Annotated in this window: 19 protein-coding genes and 2 pseudogenes; 6 read left to right on the top strand and 15 right to left on the bottom strand. The window is 41.4% G+C overall.

Annotated features, from left to right (window positions below; translation table 11 throughout):
- The 5 genes from HMPREF0519_RS02295 to HMPREF0519_RS02275 all read right to left on the bottom strand — a co-directional run.
- A partial coding sequence (locus tag HMPREF0519_RS02295; protein ID WP_040472626.1) for an MFS transporter occupies positions 1–721 on the bottom strand: 721 nt, incomplete at its 3' end.
- Positions 722–909: 188 nt separating this feature from the next.
- Positions 910–1500, bottom strand: a complete 591-nt coding sequence (locus HMPREF0519_RS02290) for a histidine phosphatase family protein (RefSeq protein ID WP_003634278.1) — start codon at positions 1498–1500, stop codon at positions 910–912.
- Between the two features lie 11 nt (positions 1501–1511).
- Complete coding sequence (locus tag HMPREF0519_RS02285) at positions 1512–2270, bottom strand: adenosylcobinamide-GDP ribazoletransferase (protein ID WP_040472624.1); 759 nt, start codon at positions 2268–2270, stop codon at positions 1512–1514.
- Positions 2271–2293: 23 nt separating this feature from the next.
- The gene (locus HMPREF0519_RS02280; protein ID WP_003634274.1) at positions 2294–3022 is read right to left on the bottom strand and encodes a hypothetical protein; all 729 of its coding nucleotides are present in this window, start codon (positions 3020–3022) and stop codon (positions 2294–2296) included.
- 33 nt (positions 3023–3055) lie between these two features.
- Positions 3056–3562 carry an ECF transporter S component gene (locus tag HMPREF0519_RS02275; protein ID WP_003557074.1) on the bottom strand — a complete coding sequence of 169 codons (507 nt, stop codon included), beginning with the start codon at positions 3560–3562 and terminating at the stop codon, positions 3056–3058.
- A gap of 313 nt (positions 3563–3875) precedes the next feature.
- Between HMPREF0519_RS02275 and HMPREF0519_RS02270 the strand changes: the two are divergent.
- The 3 genes and pseudogenes from HMPREF0519_RS02270 (at position 3876) to HMPREF0519_RS02260 (ending at position 6119) form a co-directional block, all read left to right on the top strand.
- Positions 3876–4270, top strand: a pseudogene (locus tag HMPREF0519_RS02270) (PaaI family thioesterase).
- 152 nt (positions 4271–4422) lie between these two features.
- A complete protein-coding gene (locus tag HMPREF0519_RS02265) occupies positions 4423–5451 on the top strand; it encodes a sensor histidine kinase (protein WP_003634271.1) in 1029 nt (342 codons plus the stop codon).
- A 14-nt stretch (positions 5452–5465) separates the two neighbouring features.
- Entirely contained in the window at positions 5466–6119 is a 654-nt protein-coding gene (locus HMPREF0519_RS02260) for a response regulator transcription factor (protein ID WP_035462177.1), read from the top strand.
- A gap of 87 nt (positions 6120–6206) precedes the next feature.
- Here HMPREF0519_RS02260 and HMPREF0519_RS02255 read toward each other — a convergent pair whose 3' ends face one another.
- Both HMPREF0519_RS02255 and HMPREF0519_RS02250 read right to left on the bottom strand, forming a co-directional pair.
- On the bottom strand, positions 6207–7091 hold the full coding sequence (locus HMPREF0519_RS02255) for a helix-turn-helix domain-containing protein (protein WP_003557065.1): 885 nt from the start codon (positions 7089–7091) through the stop codon (positions 6207–6209).
- Between the two features lie 26 nt (positions 7092–7117).
- Positions 7118–7399 (bottom strand): metal-sulfur cluster assembly factor, encoded by a 282-nt coding sequence (locus tag HMPREF0519_RS02250; protein WP_133281530.1) that lies wholly within the window; start codon positions 7397–7399, stop codon positions 7118–7120.
- A 400-nt stretch (positions 7400–7799) separates the two neighbouring features.
- Between HMPREF0519_RS02250 and HMPREF0519_RS02245 the strand changes: the two genes are divergently transcribed.
- Complete coding sequence (locus tag HMPREF0519_RS02245; RefSeq protein WP_003551531.1) at positions 7800–8303, top strand: O-acetyl-ADP-ribose deacetylase; 504 nt, start codon at positions 7800–7802, stop codon at positions 8301–8303.
- A gap of 136 nt (positions 8304–8439) precedes the next feature.
- Here the strand turns inward: HMPREF0519_RS02245 and HMPREF0519_RS02240 are convergent, their stop codons facing one another.
- The 8 genes from HMPREF0519_RS02240 to HMPREF0519_RS02205 all read right to left on the bottom strand — a co-directional run bounded on the left by HMPREF0519_RS02240 (position 8440) and on the right by HMPREF0519_RS02205 (position 15634).
- Positions 8440–8748, bottom strand: a complete 309-nt coding sequence (locus tag HMPREF0519_RS02240; protein ID WP_003634268.1) for a glycine cleavage system H family protein — start codon at positions 8746–8748, stop codon at positions 8440–8442.
- Complete coding sequence (locus HMPREF0519_RS02235; RefSeq protein ID WP_003551528.1) at positions 8732–10132, bottom strand: lyase family protein; 1401 nt, start codon at positions 10130–10132, stop codon at positions 8732–8734. The genes HMPREF0519_RS02240 and HMPREF0519_RS02235 overlap by 17 nt, the downstream gene beginning before the upstream one ends.
- Before the next feature lie 132 nt (positions 10133–10264).
- Positions 10265–11332: a lipoate--protein ligase gene (lplA, locus tag HMPREF0519_RS02230; protein ID WP_003634267.1), complete on the bottom strand. Its 1068-nt coding sequence runs from the start codon at positions 11330–11332 to the stop codon at positions 10265–10267.
- Between the two features lie 280 nt (positions 11333–11612).
- The gene (locus tag HMPREF0519_RS02225; RefSeq protein ID WP_003551524.1) at positions 11613–12314 is read right to left on the bottom strand and encodes an ABC transporter ATP-binding protein; all 702 of its coding nucleotides are present in this window, start codon (positions 12312–12314) and stop codon (positions 11613–11615) included.
- Between the two features lie 3 nt (positions 12315–12317).
- Complete coding sequence (locus tag HMPREF0519_RS02220; RefSeq protein WP_003557055.1) at positions 12318–13382, bottom strand: ABC transporter permease; 1065 nt, start codon at positions 13380–13382, stop codon at positions 12318–12320.
- A gap of 4 nt (positions 13383–13386) precedes the next feature.
- Entirely contained in the window at positions 13387–13908 is a 522-nt protein-coding gene (locus HMPREF0519_RS02215) for a TetR/AcrR family transcriptional regulator (RefSeq protein ID WP_003634265.1), read from the bottom strand.
- Positions 13909–14174: 266 nt separating this feature from the next.
- Positions 14175–14504: a MazG nucleotide pyrophosphohydrolase domain-containing protein gene (locus tag HMPREF0519_RS02210; RefSeq protein ID WP_225429103.1), complete on the bottom strand. Its 330-nt coding sequence runs from the start codon at positions 14502–14504 to the stop codon at positions 14175–14177.
- A 62-nt stretch (positions 14505–14566) separates the two neighbouring features.
- Positions 14567–15634, bottom strand: coding sequence for a hypothetical protein (locus tag HMPREF0519_RS02205; RefSeq protein ID WP_003557049.1), 1068 nt, complete (start codon positions 15632–15634; stop codon positions 14567–14569).
- Positions 15635–15999: 365 nt separating this feature from the next.
- Between HMPREF0519_RS02205 and HMPREF0519_RS02200 the strand changes: the two genes are divergently transcribed.
- Entirely contained in the window at positions 16000–16701 is a 702-nt protein-coding gene (locus HMPREF0519_RS02200) for an ABC transporter ATP-binding protein (protein ID WP_003557047.1), read from the top strand.
- A gap of 11 nt (positions 16702–16712) precedes the next feature.
- Positions 16713–19325, top strand: a pseudogene (locus HMPREF0519_RS02195) (ABC transporter permease).
- Positions 19326–19615 lie beyond the last annotated feature (290 nt).

Below are 19615 nucleotides of genomic sequence, written 5' to 3'. Positions count from 1 at the left end.
CTAAATTCCGATTCTTGAATAGATCCTTAAGTTGGACCTTACTTTCTTCCGATTTTTTAACTTCTGCAGTTTTTTCAGTGTTTCCTTGATCTTCAGGACGAATAACCTTTTCTTTTAATACTACATAAAACAAAACGCCAACAATAATAGTTGGTAATGCCATAACATAAAATGGTGTTTGCCATGCCATTCCGTGCTGGAGCACCATACTACTCGATAAAAGATAGCCGCCAGATGTTCCGAATGCCATCCCACTATTAATAATGGCAGTTCCTAAGGTTAAATCTTTAGTCGGAATAGCCTCTGTAGATAATGCATATTGAGGCCCATAGTAAGTTCCTTGGCCAGCACCAGCTAATGCACGAAATAATAGAAAAATACCAAACGAAAATGCAAACCCACTAAAAAATGTCATAATTCCTAATACAATAAAACCGCCCATGATAACTAAACGTCTACCAACCCGATCACCAAGTATCCCAAAGGGAATTTGACAAATTGCATATGTTAGAAAGAAAATACTGTTAACTAATCCCAACTGTGTATTTCCAATATGAAACTGAGCACCAATTTGCTCCTGCACAGGATTCAAAATAGTCCGATCAGCATAAATTAATATCCATCCTACGAAACAAAGCGCTACAACTTTCCACCAATATCGTCTCGATACGTTCACTGCAGCTTTTGATTTGGCATCGATATTTTGAATATTGCCATGCATTATATTCACTCCCATAAATTAATATTGTAAAAAGACTTCACTTACATTATATGGAATCGCTTTCTTGTTTTCGTCTATGTTTTCAGCTAAACTTCTAATTTATTTTTATCCCTCAAAGAGCATATTCTGCCGTAAACTATTTGTCATCATATCCGTACAGGCTAATTTAATTATCGAACTTATTTTCACTAAACGTCATACACCACTCCCACACACCTTCCGACCTCATCCAGTTGATAAACTGAATAAGTCCCCGCCGGAAATTTCTGCTCCCAAAAATTACTTTCAGGAAAAAATGACTGGTTAATCACTCGCAGCACGCCAAGATGAGCGACCAGTAAGACGTGATCGTTTGAAGCAGCGTCTGAAAGAATGTTCTTAAGGCCCGCCAATACTCTGGTATTAAAGTCTTGAAAATTCTCTCCATTCGTAGGAGAGACACGAAAGGGGTCATCAAGCCAGTTTTGCCAATCCTCAGGGAATGTCGCTTGGATTTCATCAGCATTAAGACCTTCCCATGCGCCAAAATGACTTTCCTCCAATTTTGAGGATAGTTGACTATCGCTTTCCGGGTGTGTCGCTATAATAGTCCGGGCAGTTTGCCGGGCTCGTTTTAAATCGCTTGTTACAATGAGTTCCAAGGGCAATGCTTCAAATTTATCTGCTAGTTTAGCCGCGTCTTTGCGCCCATTTGCATTCAACGGCACATCAGATGAACCGTAAAACTTTTTCTGTTGATTGTAATCAGTCTGACCGTGTCTGGCAACATATAATTTCATCTCGATACCACCTACATTAATTTGGTAACAATGACATACGCCAAAAGAAAAATGACCTGCGAAATTTCCGCAAAACCGCCCAGCGTATCACCACTGAAGCCACCCAGCAGGGCCAGCATATACCGTCGATAGCCGTACGCGACAATCAGTACAGCCAGATAACTAATAAGACCGGGATATCCCAGCAATACGCCAATAGCAATAAGCGAAACAACCTGACTGATACCGATCCGCCAAGTTTTAATTCCCTGCCAAATAGTCGCAAGTCCCGGTGCTTCACCAGCATACGTCATTTTATAAAATAATAGTGAAATACCTGTTTTGGCCATCATAACGCTGATTAGCACAAGCATCGTTAACTGAAAGCGATCAAACCTGACGGCCAAGATTGCCCCTACCCCAAAAAGGATCGCATAAAAATAAATTAACGCCAGGGTTCCCATCGTACCAAGCCGACTGTCCTTCATAATTTTGAACATTTTATCCGATGTCCGCGATGACATAACACCGTCTGCCGTGTCCGCCAAAGCGTCCAAATGAAAACCACCGGTTATCATGCCATCCGTCATCCAAAACAACATCCATGCAAACCACTGTGGGAAAAGATATGTATAGCCTAAAAACAAAGCGGCCTCCAAGCACCCTAATATCAGTCCAAACAGCGTAAAGTACTGGATATTATCTCGAAATTTATGACCAGGGTCTTTAATTTCAACCGGTATTCGAATACGGGTAAAAAACTGGGTATATAAAATTAATCCTTGAATCATGTCTTTTCGGTCTCCAATCACAATTAGTTTAAACTCAGTAGATAATGGGCTTGCGGAAAGTGCCGTTCAAACACCCGTCTTTTCTCCGGTTTGACACCAATCAAAGCAACGGTTGCCGGGCCGGCAGATTTAGCCATTTCCTCTGTTTCCATTACGCTACTGTCTACTATTTCCAGCTGATGTGTCTTCGCCAGTTGATTAATTTCAAATGCGATTCCTTTTGACCCCACCGGCAACATGTCAATCACTGCTGAATCAGACCTGAGTTCATTAATCAGGTTGTAGGAAAATAGATCATTAAAATGTTGTTTAACGGCGTAGCCTACTAATGGTCGTCCCAATTGATAAATGACCATAGGCTGTTTTTGAAATAAATCATCAACTCGTCTTGTCGCGATCCCAATCACCGTTACCCCAATTGAAGTTGTCTGGGTTGGCATATTGTCTTCAGTACTACCATTCAGCGATATATCCGACAATCCACCCCTTCTTAATTCCTGCTTCAGTCCGGCAATCATATTTTCACCGGTTGGGGTCATTTCATTACCAACCGTATCAACAACCGAAATGGGTGTCGCCCCAAAACAAAGCAGTTCCATTAAAGGTACCCTTAGTGCAAATGCCGCTGTAACATCGGCCGTAACGTGTACCAGATCATCCGGCTTCTCACCAATACCGGCACTGACGTCACATGCGATCACCAACGCAGTCTTGTCGCTAATTGGCTTAATCGTTAAATCACGAAATTTCAAAACAGAACCCTCCTTTAATCCGAACCACGATCATCAATGTTTCAAGGCTTTAAAAGTCCTTCTCACTCGTTTCGGCAATGCCGCGCTAACCAATTCACACAAAATTAAATTCAATATAGTCGCAATCGTTAGTGGTAGAAGGAGAGCAACTACCGACTGTTTTAAAATCGGATACAGCAGTGTTAATTCCAAAGGGACGTTTATCAAATAACCGATCGCGTCGGAAATGACGATGACCAAACCACGGGACAAGGTTAGACGCTGGCGAAGCAGACCGAACACGAACATGCAGGCAGCCATCATCACCCCAATAATCAGATGAACCGGCAACGTTAATGGAAAACCGGCCAGCATCGCTGACAATAAATGACCAAAAAAGCCTAAAAATGCACCGATTGCCGGCCCTAATAAAATGGCTCCCAAGAAAGCCGGGGCTGAATCCAGCGCAATCGATCCCAGTATCTTAACGTTTGCGCCAACAACACAAAGTGCTAAAAAAATAGTGGTTAACATCAATTTCTTCAAATAATCATTTCTCATAATCCCGTTTTTGTTCCTCCAATTTGTTAAAACCAACCGGTTGACGACTCGTCAAAAAAGCAGTGGTGTTGATCGGTCTATTTAGATCCTTCCCACTGCTTATTTTAGATTTCTATCTATCATTCAGACGTTTTCTTAATTTATACCGCTGTACTTTACCACCCGCATTCATTGGCAAATGATCAATTTGATAAAAATGCTTGGGAACTTTATAATGAGCTAATCTTTGACGACCATATGCAACTAACTTCTGAGTCGAAAGTGGCTTTGAACTGACTATAAATACAACGAAAGGGAGATTGTCCTCATTGCTATGGTTTTCATTAATGATAAAACTAAGGTTATTATATCACTTGAAGTAAGTGACCCTGTCAGGCAACCATATGGACTTTTACACGGTGGCGTCAACGCTGTCATGGCAGAGACGGCTGCGTCGCTCGGCGCAAATCAAAACGTTGGACCGGATGAGTACGCAGTTGGTGTCAATATTAATACACAACACTTACTGCCAGTGACTTCCGGTCTCATCATCGCAACGGCAACCCACTGCAACTTGGTCATCGCATTCAAACCCGGCAGGTGACTATTACAAATTATGACCATCTGACAAGTACCAGTACCGTGATTTTGACCAATTACACTAAAAAAATAAGAATTAATCATCTTGTCATCGTTGCAGAGCAACAGTTTGAATACTTGTTAAATTAACACTTATGTACCAACAGCCATTCTGGTTTACAACTTTTTCGTTAAAGGCATCTTTCATTTTCCTCTAATCCTGTTATAATCTTATGTTAAACGGAATTATTTTATAACTCCTGTCAGATACATGTTATCTTTGAACGAAAGGAGGACCATTAATGCTGGAAACCCAGAACTGGATCAAACGTTATTTTGACGATGAAACAGATGCTATTCTCATTTTTGCAAACAATGACCTGATTGTTTGCAATCGGATTGCCAATGATCTTCAAAAAATAGTCAAAATTGATCCGCAATATCTATTGGAAGTTGCAAATACCGCCGTCAAGCAGCGCTTTTCGCAAACCGATAGCTGCTTTAGTTGCGCCATTAAAAATCATATGCAGGAAATTTCCATCCCGATTACCTTAGCACAGGAATCGGCCCATCCGCTGAGATATTTCCTGGTTTATCGCCTAATCGATAAGGATGACCATGTTTTTTCACTCACGCTTAAAAATCGTGGCGTCATCAAACGGATGGATCAATTAGCGCAGCAGCGCCAACTCAATCAATATGTTAATCGAGCGCACGAAGAAGAACGCAAACGCATTTTGCAGGACCTTCATGACAGTATTGCACAAGGTGTTTATTCCGCTATTATGGGTGTTCGTCGATTAAGTGAAGATGTGCTGACACATGATCAGGTTACTGAATTAACCAGAGAAATTGAGCATCAGCTTAACGATACGTTGACCGAGGTAAAGGGTATGGCTCTTGATATTCGCCCTTCGGTTTTGGATAATTTTGGACTACTCCCTGCCTTACGCGTTTTGGCAAAGCGGCTTTCAGAAAATTCCGGGGTGAACATTTCTGTCGTTGGAAATGCCAAAACGGATAATCTATCCACAGACGTTCAAAGTGTCTTATATCGAATTGGCCAGGAATCTATTAATAATGCCCTTAAACATGCTCAAGCCAGTGAAATCAATATTTTGTTAGTTGCACATGAACATTATATTATGTTGGAAATCATTGATGACGGCATCGGGTTTGATGTTCCCAAGCACCATCGTTTTAATGGTCGTTCGCTTGGCTTAATGAATATGAACGAGCGAATTAAAGCCTTAAACGGGACTTTTGAAATCAAGTCCCAACCCGGATCCGGCACAACGGTCACCGCCAAGTTTCCGGTTGTACTTTCGTAGCGAGGTAAATGCTTATGCTAAAAGTTTTAATTGCAGATGATCATGCGGTTGTTCGTCAGGGACTCGCCTATTTAATCAACGGGCAACCCGATTTTAAAGTGGTTTCGGAAGCGGCCAATGGTACTGACGCTTATGCACGTGTTGAACAGGGCAATATCGACATCCTAGTGATGGACCTCAGTATGCCGCCTGGTGAAAGTGGGCTGGTCACCACTCAACGAATTCACGAACATTTTCCCGATGTCAAAATACTCATTCTCTCAATGCACGAAGAACAGGAATACATTAACAAAGCCATTCATAATGGCGCCTTATCTTATATCCTAAAGAGCTCGCCAGACAGCGAACTCATTAGTGGATTGAATGCCTTGTCGGCAAATCGGCGATACATAGATCAGAATATTACGCTATCCAAATCCGATATTAAGCAAATTGAGGCAGGTGGCGTTGATGCCCATCTTCAAGGTTACCGGAGCCTATCCAAACGAGAACGGGAAGTCTTCCCGTTAATGGCCCTGGGATATACAAACAAAGAAATTGCCAATCGTCTCTTTATTTCAACCAAAACGGTAGAAGCTCACAAGGCCAGTATCATGCACAAACTCTCATTAAATTCCCGACCGGAGTTGGTCAGGTACGCTGTCCACCACCATTTAATCGAGTTTTAATGTTATTTAACGAGCATCAGCCTAAAAAAGATCGCAGAAAGCGGCTCTTAATTGAGTACGCCCTGCGATCTCTATTTAGTTGTTCATTTAAACATTACTAACGTAACCATTTTTCAATGCCGCAACCCGTAATTCAATGACTTGATTATGATTTAAGCGGGCAAAGGCGAGCGCTTCATCCAGTAATTGCCTGATGTCATCCTCGTTAGCTTTTTCATGAACGGCATTTTGTGCGGCTAAAAATTTTAACCGCGGTAAATAATACGTTACGTGGTTTTGCGAACATAATTCAACACCTGATTTAAGTAATTTGTCACTCAAGCTCAAATTACTTTTTGATGCGTAATAGTTAGCAGTATAAAAGATGAGCGTTAAAAGTCGTAAGTAGTTATCATGCCCTTCCTCATCATCGGAGGACGTTTTCAGTGCCTCGTTAATAAATTCATGTGCCTTCTTAAAAAAGAAATCTGCACGTGCGGGCTGATTGATTCGCGTATAAGTAATACCAGAGCCAATGTAGGCTAGTTGAGTAAAAATTGTTTGATGTTTTTCGTCTAATTCATCCAGAATCTGTGAAAAATCAAATAATACCTCATCAGGCTTTTTGTTAGTTACTGCGTTTAACATGCCTCTCAGATAGAAAAACTGCATTCTCAAAGGAATCGCTGTGATATGGGCCTCGTTAATCTTTTTAAGCGCTGATTGCACCTGTAGATAATTTTCCATCATCAAGTCTTTCTCAATCGCATTCAACCGTCTTCTAATTACCGTGACCGAGGAAGAAGGGTCCTGGTTAAGTTCATCAACCGTCATGCCCATTCTGGAACACAATTTATTTAAAATTGAAAGTGAGGGTACGCGGCCATTCCGTTCAAATTTACTTAACGTTGCCTGTGTACAAATTCCCTTACAAAGTTTCATTTGGGATAACTTCAAGGCTTTTCGTCGATCCACAAATTTTTTAATATCCATATCATTACCAACCCATTCTATGATGTCTATCCGTGTATCCCTAAAGCAACTTTTGCAAATCGGCTCATTTTATTAATATCCCAAACCGGGTCCCAAACTAAATGAATTTTGCAAGTCGTGATCCCGTCAACAGCTGTCACAGCGGTTTTGATTTGATCCGTCAGCAAATTCCCCAGTGGACAACCCATTGTTGTTAATGTCATGGTCACAATGCAATGTGTATCATCAACACTAACGTTATATATCAAGCCCAAATTAACCAGATCAACCCCAAGTTCAGGATCAATCACGTCTTGTAATGATGCCATCGCCGCTTGTTCAATTGGTGAAAGTCCGTTCGCTGATTTATCCAAAGGGATCCCTCCTTATAAGTTGATACTTCATTAATGACCCTTGCGACAAGTGCCAAGTAACCTGCTAGACTATTGTTTATGAATCGCAACCCAATCCATGTTCATAAAACATATAATCAATTAAAAATAAATGTGATTATTTATGTAAAAAGCACTTATAACGCGGTTTTGGCTCTTTGTGTATTCTAATTATAACAAAAATATTCCAAAAGGAAATAAAAATTTTTACTAAGACACAATAAGGCTACTGTTAATCTGTCTCATCAAGATGCGTCTCATCCGCACTGGAAGCTTCTAACCTATTAATATCGTCGTATAATAAAAACTAGTATAGATCGTACAAGGAGGTTTCCATATGGCAAAACTAAACGTGATTAAAGGTGACATCACAAAAGTCAACGTTGACGCAATTGTCAACGCGGCTAATCGGGCACTTTCCGGTGGTGGCGGTGTTGATGGTGCCATTCATCGAGCTGCCGGTCCTCAGCTTGATGAAGCCTGTCGGAAATTAAACGGCTGTCCAACGGGCCAAGCCAAAACAACACCTGGGTTTAATTTACCGGCTAAGTATATTATCCACACACCCGGTCCAATTTGGCACGGTGGTCAGCGAAATGAACCACAGCTATTAAAAGATTCCTACGTTAACAGTTTAAAACAAGCGGTTTTGCACCATTGCCAAACAGTCGCATTTCCTTCCATCAGTACCGGAATTTACGATTTCCCTTTAGACAAAGCCGCTGGGATTGCAACAGCGGCTATTCAAGACTTCGACACCCCACTCGATGTCACGATGGTTTGTTTTGATTCAATGACCTATGATGCCTATGTCAAGGCCTTGGAAGCAGCTAAAGGCTAAAATGACGGAAACTTATGTTACAGAAAACGACGATGCTATATGCCAGCTGGCAGTTAACTATGTTACAAAAAAACTGATGTCTCATAATGGCATCAGCTTTTTGGTATCTTGACATACCTGAACTGCACGCTATCTTCTAAAACAGTTCAACGACCCAATTTTTATCCTCGTCCGAACTCTCTAAATATTCCGGATGGTCTTTAAGTGCTACGTTAACCTTTGCGACCTTGCCGGCTACCGGCGTATGCACTTCTGAAACCGCTTTGGCACCCTCAATCGATAAAATAACGTCACCAAGCTTCACTTCCGTCAAATTATCTGGAAATTTAGCAAATGAAATTTCGCCGATTTCCTGATGGGCCACGTCATTAAACCCAATTCGGATATGTCCGTTATCTAGTTTCTTCTGCCATAAATACTTTGCATCATCAGCTGTTTGTGCCATTGTTAATTACCCCTTTTTTATTTAGTGGATGACGTTTTCGATACAAGCCGAGAATTTTATTTGTTTTCTCAAGTGCATGGGGAACGCCCGCTTCCGGCGACATCACTTTATCCAAATCCTGCCGACTTAGATACTTTGCGATCGTGTCGTCGGAGTAAAACAGATCCTTTAATAATTTATTCTCTTCATCCGCTTTAACCCGTAACCGAACCAATAATTCATGTGCATCCTGTCTGCCCATTCCTTTTTTAGCCAATGCCATCATCAATGCACCTGAATACATTGTGCCATCGCCCAAGATAAAATTTTCAGCCATTCGTTTGGTATCAAACTTTCCTGTCTTCAATATAGTTGTCGCGTAGTTAAGCTGACCGGATAAATACATGGTCATTTCAGGCAAAACGACGTAAATATCCCGCCAGACTGCGGTATCCTTTTCGCCGCTTACCTGCATGGTATCATACATTAATGGCATTTCATTTCGGATAATTGTCGATAAATTAACAATTGCTTCACACATATATGGTTCGCGAACTGTCGGAATAACGGTTGATCCCTGACGTCCGGGTGCATATGCTTCTTGGAATTCGCCAACTTGTGTTTGACTCATTGTCAGCAGGTTTTTCCCCAGCTTCCCAAGCATTTGTGCAATCATTGTTAAAACATGACAGTATTCTGTAAAACGTTCACGCTGTGTATGCCAATACATTTCTGGGACTTGTAAATCAAGATAATCACAAAAATCAGTTTCAACCTGATCGTAATTGTCACCAACCATTGTTGACAGCCCTTCAACACCGGTTAATGAACCGGCAAACGTAAAGTCGGACAGGCTATCCAAACGTCGCATCAGGTAGTCAAGCTCGTTTAAAATAATTCCCAGCTTAAATCCCAATGTCGAAGGTGAACTATAAGTTCGATGGGCCATTGCCACATTAATGGTTTTTTTATATTTATCAGCCAAATCATAAAGAACGGAACCAAATTTGACTAAGTAATCCATGATGATCTTATCAGCCTGCTTTAGTTGCAGTACATAACAGGTATCCTCCACGTCTTCACTGGCGGCACCATAGTGCAGGTACTGACCCCCGCCATCCTCAAATAACTGTTGGGAATAACTGACAAATCCCGCTAAAAAGTGTCCTGCTCTAGCTGCAGATAACCGAAGCTTGGTCATATCATAATTCTCGGGAACAATCTTTTCCTTTATCTCTTCGTAGGCAGACAGCGGCATTTTTTTGTTTTTCGACATTGCATAGGCAACAGCCGTTTCAACCTTACAAACGATTTTCAATCGATTTTCATCGGACCAAACCGCTCGCATTCGTGCCGTTGAATAGCCATTTTGGTTAAACATGGATCCAAGGACTTCACCACTCATTTATGCATTACCTCTTCACTATTGCTAATGATAGAATTTGAGAAGCATCTCCGGCTTTCAGCCTTTCATGTGCTTATCTTCATGTTACCCCATACACAAAAGACTGTCAGCGATGAGCATTCAAAAAGTTCCTTAATTAATTGTTGCCTTGTCAGCAAACTGCTGATCGATCAACATTTCGGCTAAAGAAGCAGGCTGAATATTGCCAATATTTTTGGCAACGTCACCCTGCGTGAACGCTTCGGTCAAGCTCGCAGTGTTATAAGGCGTTCCGATCAGCTGGGTTTCGATTTGGTGCAGATTGCCATTCATTTTATTGAAATCACCAAATACTTTAGCATGGGTAAGGACACCGCTATCAACAGAAAAACTGATTTCTACGGTACCAACTCCGGCAAAATGTTGCGAATGGTAATACATATCTGTCGTTTGTTCACCCATAATCCACTTTTGATCGCCAAACTTTTTGGTGGCAGCTTTTTCAATTGCCCGCCAATCCTCATCTGTCATCACATAGGTAGGAATTTGATTGAGGTTAGTTGTGTGAAAAAGCTTTAAAAGAAACTTGGTCTGCAATTGTGACAAAGTCATATTTTGATAGTGGCTGCTAAAGTATGGCCTTAAATTAGTTACCCGACTATGAACAGACTTAACGCCTTTAGACGCCATTTTTGACTTTGGTGGTCGTAACGCTCTGGAAGCATTATCCAAATCAACATCAACCATTAAGGTTCCGCCGGTTGAAAAACGATTGCCGATTTTTAGCGCCGACATGCCGGAAAACTTCTTACAGTCAACCGTTAAATCATTTCGCCCGGTCATCGCGGCATCAACACCAAGATCTTTTAACGTTGCAATTGCATTTTGAGCATAATGTTTAAAATCCAAATAATGATGGCTGTCATCATTATCAACAAAACAATACGTTAAATTCCCGGAATCAACATAAACGGCACCGCCACCGGCTCCCCGGCGGGCAATTTTAATACCGTGCGCTTTGCAATAGGCTAAATCAACCTCTGAATAAACGTTTTGGTTGACACCACAAATGATAATCGGCGTTTTGGGCCGATAGAAGAAGATAACTTCGTCATTAAACTTCGGATTGGTAATAAAATACGTCGACAGATATTGACCAATCGCAGGTTGTGCTAAATAATCATCACCGCTTGAGACATCCACATAGAGGATAGCCATCATCGCCTTTCAATACGTTATAGGAAACGGTTACACTTATTAGTATAGCATCGTCCTTATGACAAATATCTGCCGATTCAATAAAAAAAGCCGAACAAAATTTATCTTTTGTTCGGCCTGTGCCTATTATGCTCCGAATGCTAATCGCTTTGCTGCGCACACTATTTAGGACTGCTCCTCAAAGCAGCATTCTGCATGTAAGGGATTCATTCCAAAAATCCAAACCCGGGATTTCCGAAATGAACGCCTTACACTCCGAATGCTAATCGCTTTGCTACACACACTATTTAGATGTTTGACCCATTTCTGCTGTATTTTTTAAATGAAGTTTTCCATCCATGATTTCATAGGTTTTATCCGCAAATTCCATTAACCGGGTATCATGGGTAACCACTACAACGGCCTTTTTTCGGGTATCGGCTAATTCTTTAAATAATTTACCGACTTCTACTACCCGGGCCGAATCAAGTGCGGCCGTGGGTTCATCGGCTAATACAATCTCCGGGTTTGCGTACAATGCCCGAGCGATGGCAACCCGTTGTGTCTGCCCACCGGAAAGCTGCCCCGGATATTTATTTACTAAATCGGTAATTCCTAGCTGTGCCAATAGATCCTTAAGCTCAGAGTCACTCAGATTCCCCTTGGGCTTAACTTTTCTCACAAATTCCAATTGTTCTTTCACCTTCAAATACGGCACCAGTGAATAGGATTGAAGAACAAAACCAACGTGATTCAACCTTAATTTGTCCCGCTGCTTTTTACTAAGCTGATCCACAGATTGGTTTTCAACAATCACGTCTCCCGAAGAAGGTGTTTGTAAACCGCCGGCAATCGTTAAGAAGGTACTTTTACCCGAACCGGATGGTCCAATGACTAAAATCAATTGTCCCTTTTCAGCTGAAAAGTCAACATCGCTTAACACGTGAACCCGACTGGTTCCAGAACCAAAATACTTATTAATATTTTTCAATTCAATAACTGCCATGCTTTAACCTCCAATTACTCGTACAGGATCAACGGTCGCAATTTTTCGAGCCGGAATAGCCGCACCAATCACACCCATCAGGAGTAACCCAACCGACATCCCTGCCAGCATCGGCACATTAAAGGAAATCGGCACCCCAAATGGAATCATATTTGCCGTGATAAATGTTAAAAGTGCGCCAATTACAATCCCGCCAGCCATTAAGATCAATGATTGGCTGATAATGGTTTTAACAAGGACTGCCGCCGGTATTCCCTGAGCCCGGAGTACTGCATACGTTGGCAGAGCCTGAATCGTCAAAATATACAGGAACACAGCAATAATGACCAACGAAATAATCATCAGAAAACCAATCATAAAACCAAAGGTCGTATTTTGAGCAGCGTATCCCGGTAATTTAGAAATGAAGTAGCTGTTTGAATAAGTCTTCAAAGCTTTATCATGGCCATTAAAATTAGCCGTCTTTGAGATAATCGCACTTCCGGCCAATCGTCCTCCCGGGAAGTCTCGTAATTCCTGCCAGGTTTTAAGTGACCCATAGACCACCGGCGCGACATTTAATTTTGCATCTTTAACGAAACCGACAATCGTATACTTAGTCGACGATGAGTTGAACTTTATCTTATCTCCTAATTTGTAACCATCCGCTTTAAATTGTTCATCGGCAACTACTTCCTTGTTATTGCGAGCTTGACGCCCATTGGATGGGGTTAACGCCTTTGCAATATACTGATTTTTCTTTACCCCAACGAACTGGGCAGATTCTTTTTTCCGATCACTGTGTTTAACAACCACGGGTGCTTGCCCAATAAGCGCTTGATTCTTAGTTAGTTTGGCATTTTTAACCTGTGCGTCTGTGATGGTTGATTGGGATAAATTAACATTAGCATCCCGATTCAAAACAACACTTTTTGCATCCCAGGACTCAATAGCCTGGGTATTTTCTCCCGCCAGACCGGTTGCCAGTCCGGATAAAATAAAGATTAAATACGTAATTAAAACGATCATTGCAATAATCAACGTATATCGTAGTTTTTCATGGCGAATTTCCTTTAAGGCTAAATACATTAGGTTAGCTCCTTTCGCGTGCCAGTTGTGTCAATACATCCTGCAGCCGTTTAACCAGCACATCTTTTTCTTTTGGATTCAACAATATTTGTTTGATAACCTGATGACTCAAAACCATTGCGGCCCATTGTCGGCCTTGCAAATGAACATCGTCAAATTGATCGTCAATAAGAGACTCATTTCGCCTCAAATGCATTTTAACCAAGTCACGATAATCGCTTTGACAAACCCCGTCAACAAACGATGTTACCTGGTTAACATAAAAATCCGGTTCAAAACGATTATCGGCAACCTCCCGATCGATTCGGCCATGAATACTTTTCATTGCCAACCCATAAATATATTGATAGGCATCCCTTAGATCATCAAAGTACTTATAAAAAGCACCCCGGGCGATTCCCGCCTGCTTTACAATCGGAGCGACCTCGGCTTCTGCCAGTGGTTTGCTTGAAAACTCGTCAATTAAAGCTTTTTGAATTCGCGTCTTCTTTTCATTATTCAAATTAAGAAAGGTTGTTGATACCATCCTTTATCCCCCCTCCAATTGTGACACCGTGTCATTTATTGATTAAAATGAGTATAGCAGGTAGGTGACACGGTGTCAACAATTAGCGCCTCAATTTTTTTTAAAAACGGACCATTCTTTAATAACTGACATTTTGCTTTAAATTTAATTATCCCGTTATTGTCTACTTCAAACAATTTTAAAGTTTCCTCAAAAAATTAAGATACACAAAAGGCCAAGGGATACCGTCAGTAAAAATACTAATTGACGGTATCCCTTGGTCCTTTTCAATCTTTTTGAAATCGACTTCTCAGCTTTTTTTCACTGGCAGCCATCAACTTTTCGGGATCAACATCGAATTTGCCACATAAAATCAGTACCTGATCCATCGTATCAGCCAACTCTTCCACCAAATTATCTCGCAACTCAGGCTTTGATTTGACCTTCTCACCTGGATGATCCCGACCAATTTCAATAGCCCGAATGGCTCTGGATAACTCCCCTACTTCTTCTGTCAAAAAGTTTAATCTAATAAATGGTGAATATTGGTACCAATTCCGCTGTTCATAAAAATCGATTAGCCAGTTTGTATGATCTGAAAGTTTCAAATAATCCATCTCCATATTAGTGTTGATGAATTTAATGATACCATTTCAGACCGCACGTAAAAATCTGATGATTAATACCGACTTGTCGACCGCATCAATTCCGGATTTCGATTGGTCAAAAGCATGGCGTGACCTGATTTATCAAATGTCATACTCTCAAATTCCCGTCCCGAATGAAATCTGGTGTATTTAATATCACCGGGTTTCAAACTGCCACGACCATATGTCTTACGTGCCGGCAATGTCTGAATTGAATCATCAGAAACCAGGTACAGCCGACCATTATGTGGATTGTATCCCATCGCCTGCTCATGCGTACCGGTTCGTTTTGCCAACAATTGCTTGGTCAATGATACCTTAACCGTTCGTTTGCCAAATACTCCACGATAAATTTTAACTTTACCATCGGAAATGCCCCACCAATAAGCATGACCGGAACGATCAAAGGTTAAATTATGCCCAGCTGGTACCATTGCACCACGATTGTTCATTGAAAACTTAATGGCCTTGTTGGGTTTCAATTTTGATGAACTGATTTTTTGAATGGTGGAGGTCGCCGTTGGCTTCATATCTGCTCGATCACGCCACATCCACAATGAATGATGCTTTTGATCATATGCCAATGACTGACCATGCCCAACCGTAAACTGCGGACCGACTTTAATTCCCGACGCCGGTTTCGTCAATAACGCATTTTGCGTTGCATTGAAACTCATCTTATTCAGTTCATTTGTGTCATAACGGACAACAAAGCCCCTTCCGACAGTATTATGCGGTGCATAAAGTACAAATAAGTATTTTCCTGCATAGGTTGCTGCTTGTGGATTTGTCATATCATGACTGGATTTACCGAGTGCTGCATGTGTCGTTGGCAGCAGGTATTTGGTTTCAAACGCCCACTTTGTTCCGCTGGCGCTCTTTATTGCATCAGCACCACTTGGATTCTTTGACCAAGCATAATTCGAGTTGGCTTTGACAAAATGAACATGACTATTATTCACGGTTCGCAAACTACTGCTTGAATACTGAATCAATGCATTACTTCGTTGAATATAAGTTGCAGCACTGGCAATCCCCATGCCGGATCCGACTAGTCCAATTCCTGCAACTGTCCCCAATAATAACCGTTTAACTTTCACAACTATTCCCTCCAGATTCGGATAAAAGTGTCCGGTTTGAACACGCTTTTATTCTGTTAGATTCAGTGCCTAATGTTTTAAGCCTAACCCCCATTAAGTACTAACCTGATTTTAACCCCAAGTGGCATCAAACTCACAAGAAAATTAATTGTTTTTGATAAGGAATACTATTTTCAATTATCTCTGTAACCAGCTGTGTCGTGATAGCCTTTCCATTAAAAAGGCCACTCTGAAATAATGTTGATCACCGATGCGTATTTAACAATATTTCGCTTTTAGTTGATGATTGCGATTCCTACTTCAAACCATCATACTGGTATCAATGGAACAATGTGTTCAGTTAATGAGCTAAAGGGGGCTTTAACATGGCATATATTGACGTAAAAAACGAATTCAAAAAATATCAAATGGGTGATACTGAGATTGTGGCCAATAACAACATTAGTTTTCAAGTCGATGAAGGCTCGCTTGCCGTTATTCTGGGGCCAAGCGGTGCTGGGAAATCAACCGTTTTGAATATTCTGGGCGGCATGGACAGCCCAACCAGTGGCAAAATCCTGGTTGACGGCACAGATATCGCTCAATTTAATGACCACCAATTAACGCAATACCGACGTGACGATGTAGGATTCATTTTCCAATTCTATAATCTCATTCCAAATCTATCCACCAAAGAAAACGTCGAACTGGCAACTTCAATCGTTAAAGATGGACTGGATCCCGTTAACGTTCTTAATGAAGTCGGACTGAGCGCACGCCTTGACAACTTCCCTTCTCAGTTATCAGGGGGTGAACAGCAACGAGTCGCAATTGCCAGAGCATTAGCCAAAAACCCAAAACTGTTATTGTGTGATGAACCGACAGGTGCGTTGGACTACACCACCGGAAAACAAGTCTTGCAATTGCTAAGCGACGCCAGCAGAACTTTTCATAAAACCGTTATCATCATTACGCATAACTCGGAAATTGCCAAAATAGCAGACCGGATCATCCATATTAATGATGCTAAAGTCCGCTCAGTCATTGACAATGCCAAGCCAACACCGGTTTCAGACATTGAGTGGTAGGAGGTGACATCATGCACAAGCTTTTATGGCGAGATATTCGCCAATCCATGGGGCGCTTCATTGCGATTTCACTCATTATCCTGCTGGGCGTTTTGATTTTTGTCGGGGTCAAAGCAACGGGGCCGGCACTGATTGACTCAGCTGAAACGGTTCTGCATAAACAACAATTAAGCGATGTTCAAGTGATATCCGATAAAGGTTTTACCAATAAAGACGTTCAAACTGCCGAAAAAGTTGCTGGGGCCAAAGCTGGAAAAATCAAATTCAAGTACGTTCTTGGAGGACGTCATAAAGACGCAGTCGCACTTTATGGTTTTCGTCAAAATCATGGGTTAAACCAACTCAGGCTGGTCAGTGGACACCTGCCAAAAACAAAAAATGACATTGTTTTGGATCAACGTGCACAGCGTCTAAATCATTATAAATTAGGGAATACCTATACATTCAAAAAAAGTGCAAACTTAAAACAGCAACGTTACAAGATTGTTGGCTTCGCAAATTCGCCTCAATACATTGATAATACGACCCGTGGTGCAACCAATATTGGGACCGGTCAAGTTGCCTATTTTGCCTATATCCCAAGCAGCCAAATGAACTTACAGGTCGCAACGGCCATTAACGTGAGATTTTCTTCTCTTCAAAGCCTTGGAACTTTCACAAGCCGATATAAACGTACTGTAAATCAAAAGGTCGTACGTTTAAAATCTGCTTTTAAATCACGAACGTCTGAGCGAAAAGCTGAAATAATGTCTGTGGGGGAAAAGAAGCTATTACCTGCTCAAGAAAGGTTGGCTACTGCTCAAAAGAAAATAACTTTAGCTAAACGCAGGCTTCCCTCTCGTTCCCAGGGACGCATAAAAAAAACAGCTGCACTTACAGCCCAACAACAAAAATTAGATCTGGAAAGACAGAAGCTGATAAACGCTAAAAATGACCTGTCCAAAACCGCAACCCCAACTTATACATGGTCAACAAGAGAAGATTTGGCTGGCTTCTCAGCATATGGGGAAAGTGCAGATCGAATCGCGGCAATTGCAAATGTCTTCCCCGTATTCTTTTTCCTTTTAGCAGCACTTATTACCTTTACAACTGTTACCCGAATGGTTGAGGAAGCGCGAATGCAAATTGGAACTTTCAAAGCACTGGGATTTTCTAATGCTTCAATCGCCAGGAACTATGTCGCCTACGCATTACTTGCAGGCATACTTGGCGTTATCTTGGGCAGTTTTATCGGAAACCAGTTTCTACCTCGGTTTGTGATTTCAATTTACTCAGAATATATTTTCCACATTCCGGTGATTCATTATCAATGCTTCCAAATCCTCTTAGCAGCTATCTTTTCATTGGTCGCAACGGTTGGTGCAGCACTATATGTAATTTTGAAACAGGTTAACGAGGTCCCTGCTTCGCTTATGCGACCAAAATCCCCTAGGACTGCCAAAAGCATTTGGCTGGAACATTTTACCTGGTTATGGTCCAAACTGAAATTTTACCAGAAAGTCAGTTATAGAAATCTGTTTCGTTTTAAATCCAGAGCTATCATGACTATTCTTGGAATTGCCGGTGGTACAGCGCTCATCTTAACGGGGTTTGGCATTTCGGATTCAATTGGCGCTTCAGGCCACCTTCAATTCAACCAAGTGATTCATTATCAGGCTATTGTGCAGGCAACTCACAAAGATCAATTATCAAATGTTAAGCATACTATTCAAAATAATTCTCATTATCAAAGCAGTACACCGGTTGGCACCTCTGTTGTGAAAGTCAGGTCAACACACAACCAACTAAACGACGTTAATATGTATATCCCCAGTAAGCCCGAATTCTTTGGTCGTTACGTGCATTTAAATAGTACCAGCTCAGGAAATAAGCTCCGTTTCCCTTCCAAGGGCATTATTATTTCTCAAAAAATCGCGAAAACCCTAGCGATTAAAAAAGGCGGTAAAATTAAGATCGTTGTCGGCAATGGAAAAGCTGTGTCAATCAAAGTAGCAGCGGTCACTAAAAACTATATCGGCCACTTTATGTACCTTTCACCGCAAGCCTATCAAAATGCTTTTCATAAAAAAGCAGTCGCTAAAACTCTCTTTGTCAAGTTACAGGGAACAACCAGCAGTCAGCGGACCAACTTGGGTAAAAAATGACTTGCTGACAATCCACACGTTTTAGGTGTTAACTTTACTGCCGATCAGAAAAAGACCGTCAGCAATATGTCCCAACAGATGACTCCGGTCGTTTTAATTTTCATCCTGTTATCCGGAATCCTATCATTTGTGGTTCTTTACAACCTGACTAACATCAACATTTCGGAACGGATTCGCGAACTATCAACTATTAAAGTTCTCGGTTTCTTTGATCGTGAAGTAACAATGTACATCGCCAGGGAAAATATTGTATTGGCAATTATCGGAATTATCGTTGGCTTTGGTTTTGGAAACCTATTAACAGCATACGTCCTCTATCAGGCAGAAACGCCAACCGTTGTCTTTCCGCTAACCATCCATATTCAATGGTATTTTGTGGCAACCATTCTAATGATTCTGTTTAACCTCATTGTGATCATGGTCGCCCACCGCCACCTTAAGCGGGTAGACATGGTAGAAGCGTTGAAATCAAACGAATAGTGTGCGGATCAAAGCGGTTAATGTTCGGAGTGTAAGGCGTTCATTTTGGAAATCCCGGTTTTGGATTTTTAAAATGAATCCCTTACATATAGAACATTGCTTTGAGGAGCAGTCCTAAAATAGTGTGCGGATCAAAGCGGTTAGCATTCGGAGTGTAAGGCGTTCTTTTTGGAAATCCCGGTTTTGGATTTTTAAAATGAATCCCTTACATGTAGAACATTGCTTTGAGGAGCAGTCCTAAAATAGTGTGCGGATCAAAGCGGTTAATGTTCGGAGTGTAAGGCGTTCTT

It is taken from the genome of Lentilactobacillus hilgardii DSM 20176 = ATCC 8290 (assembly GCF_000159315.1).
GTDB lineage: Bacteria > Bacillota > Bacilli > Lactobacillales > Lactobacillaceae > Lentilactobacillus > Lentilactobacillus hilgardii.
This window is presented reverse-complemented; position numbering and strand designations above follow the sequence as displayed.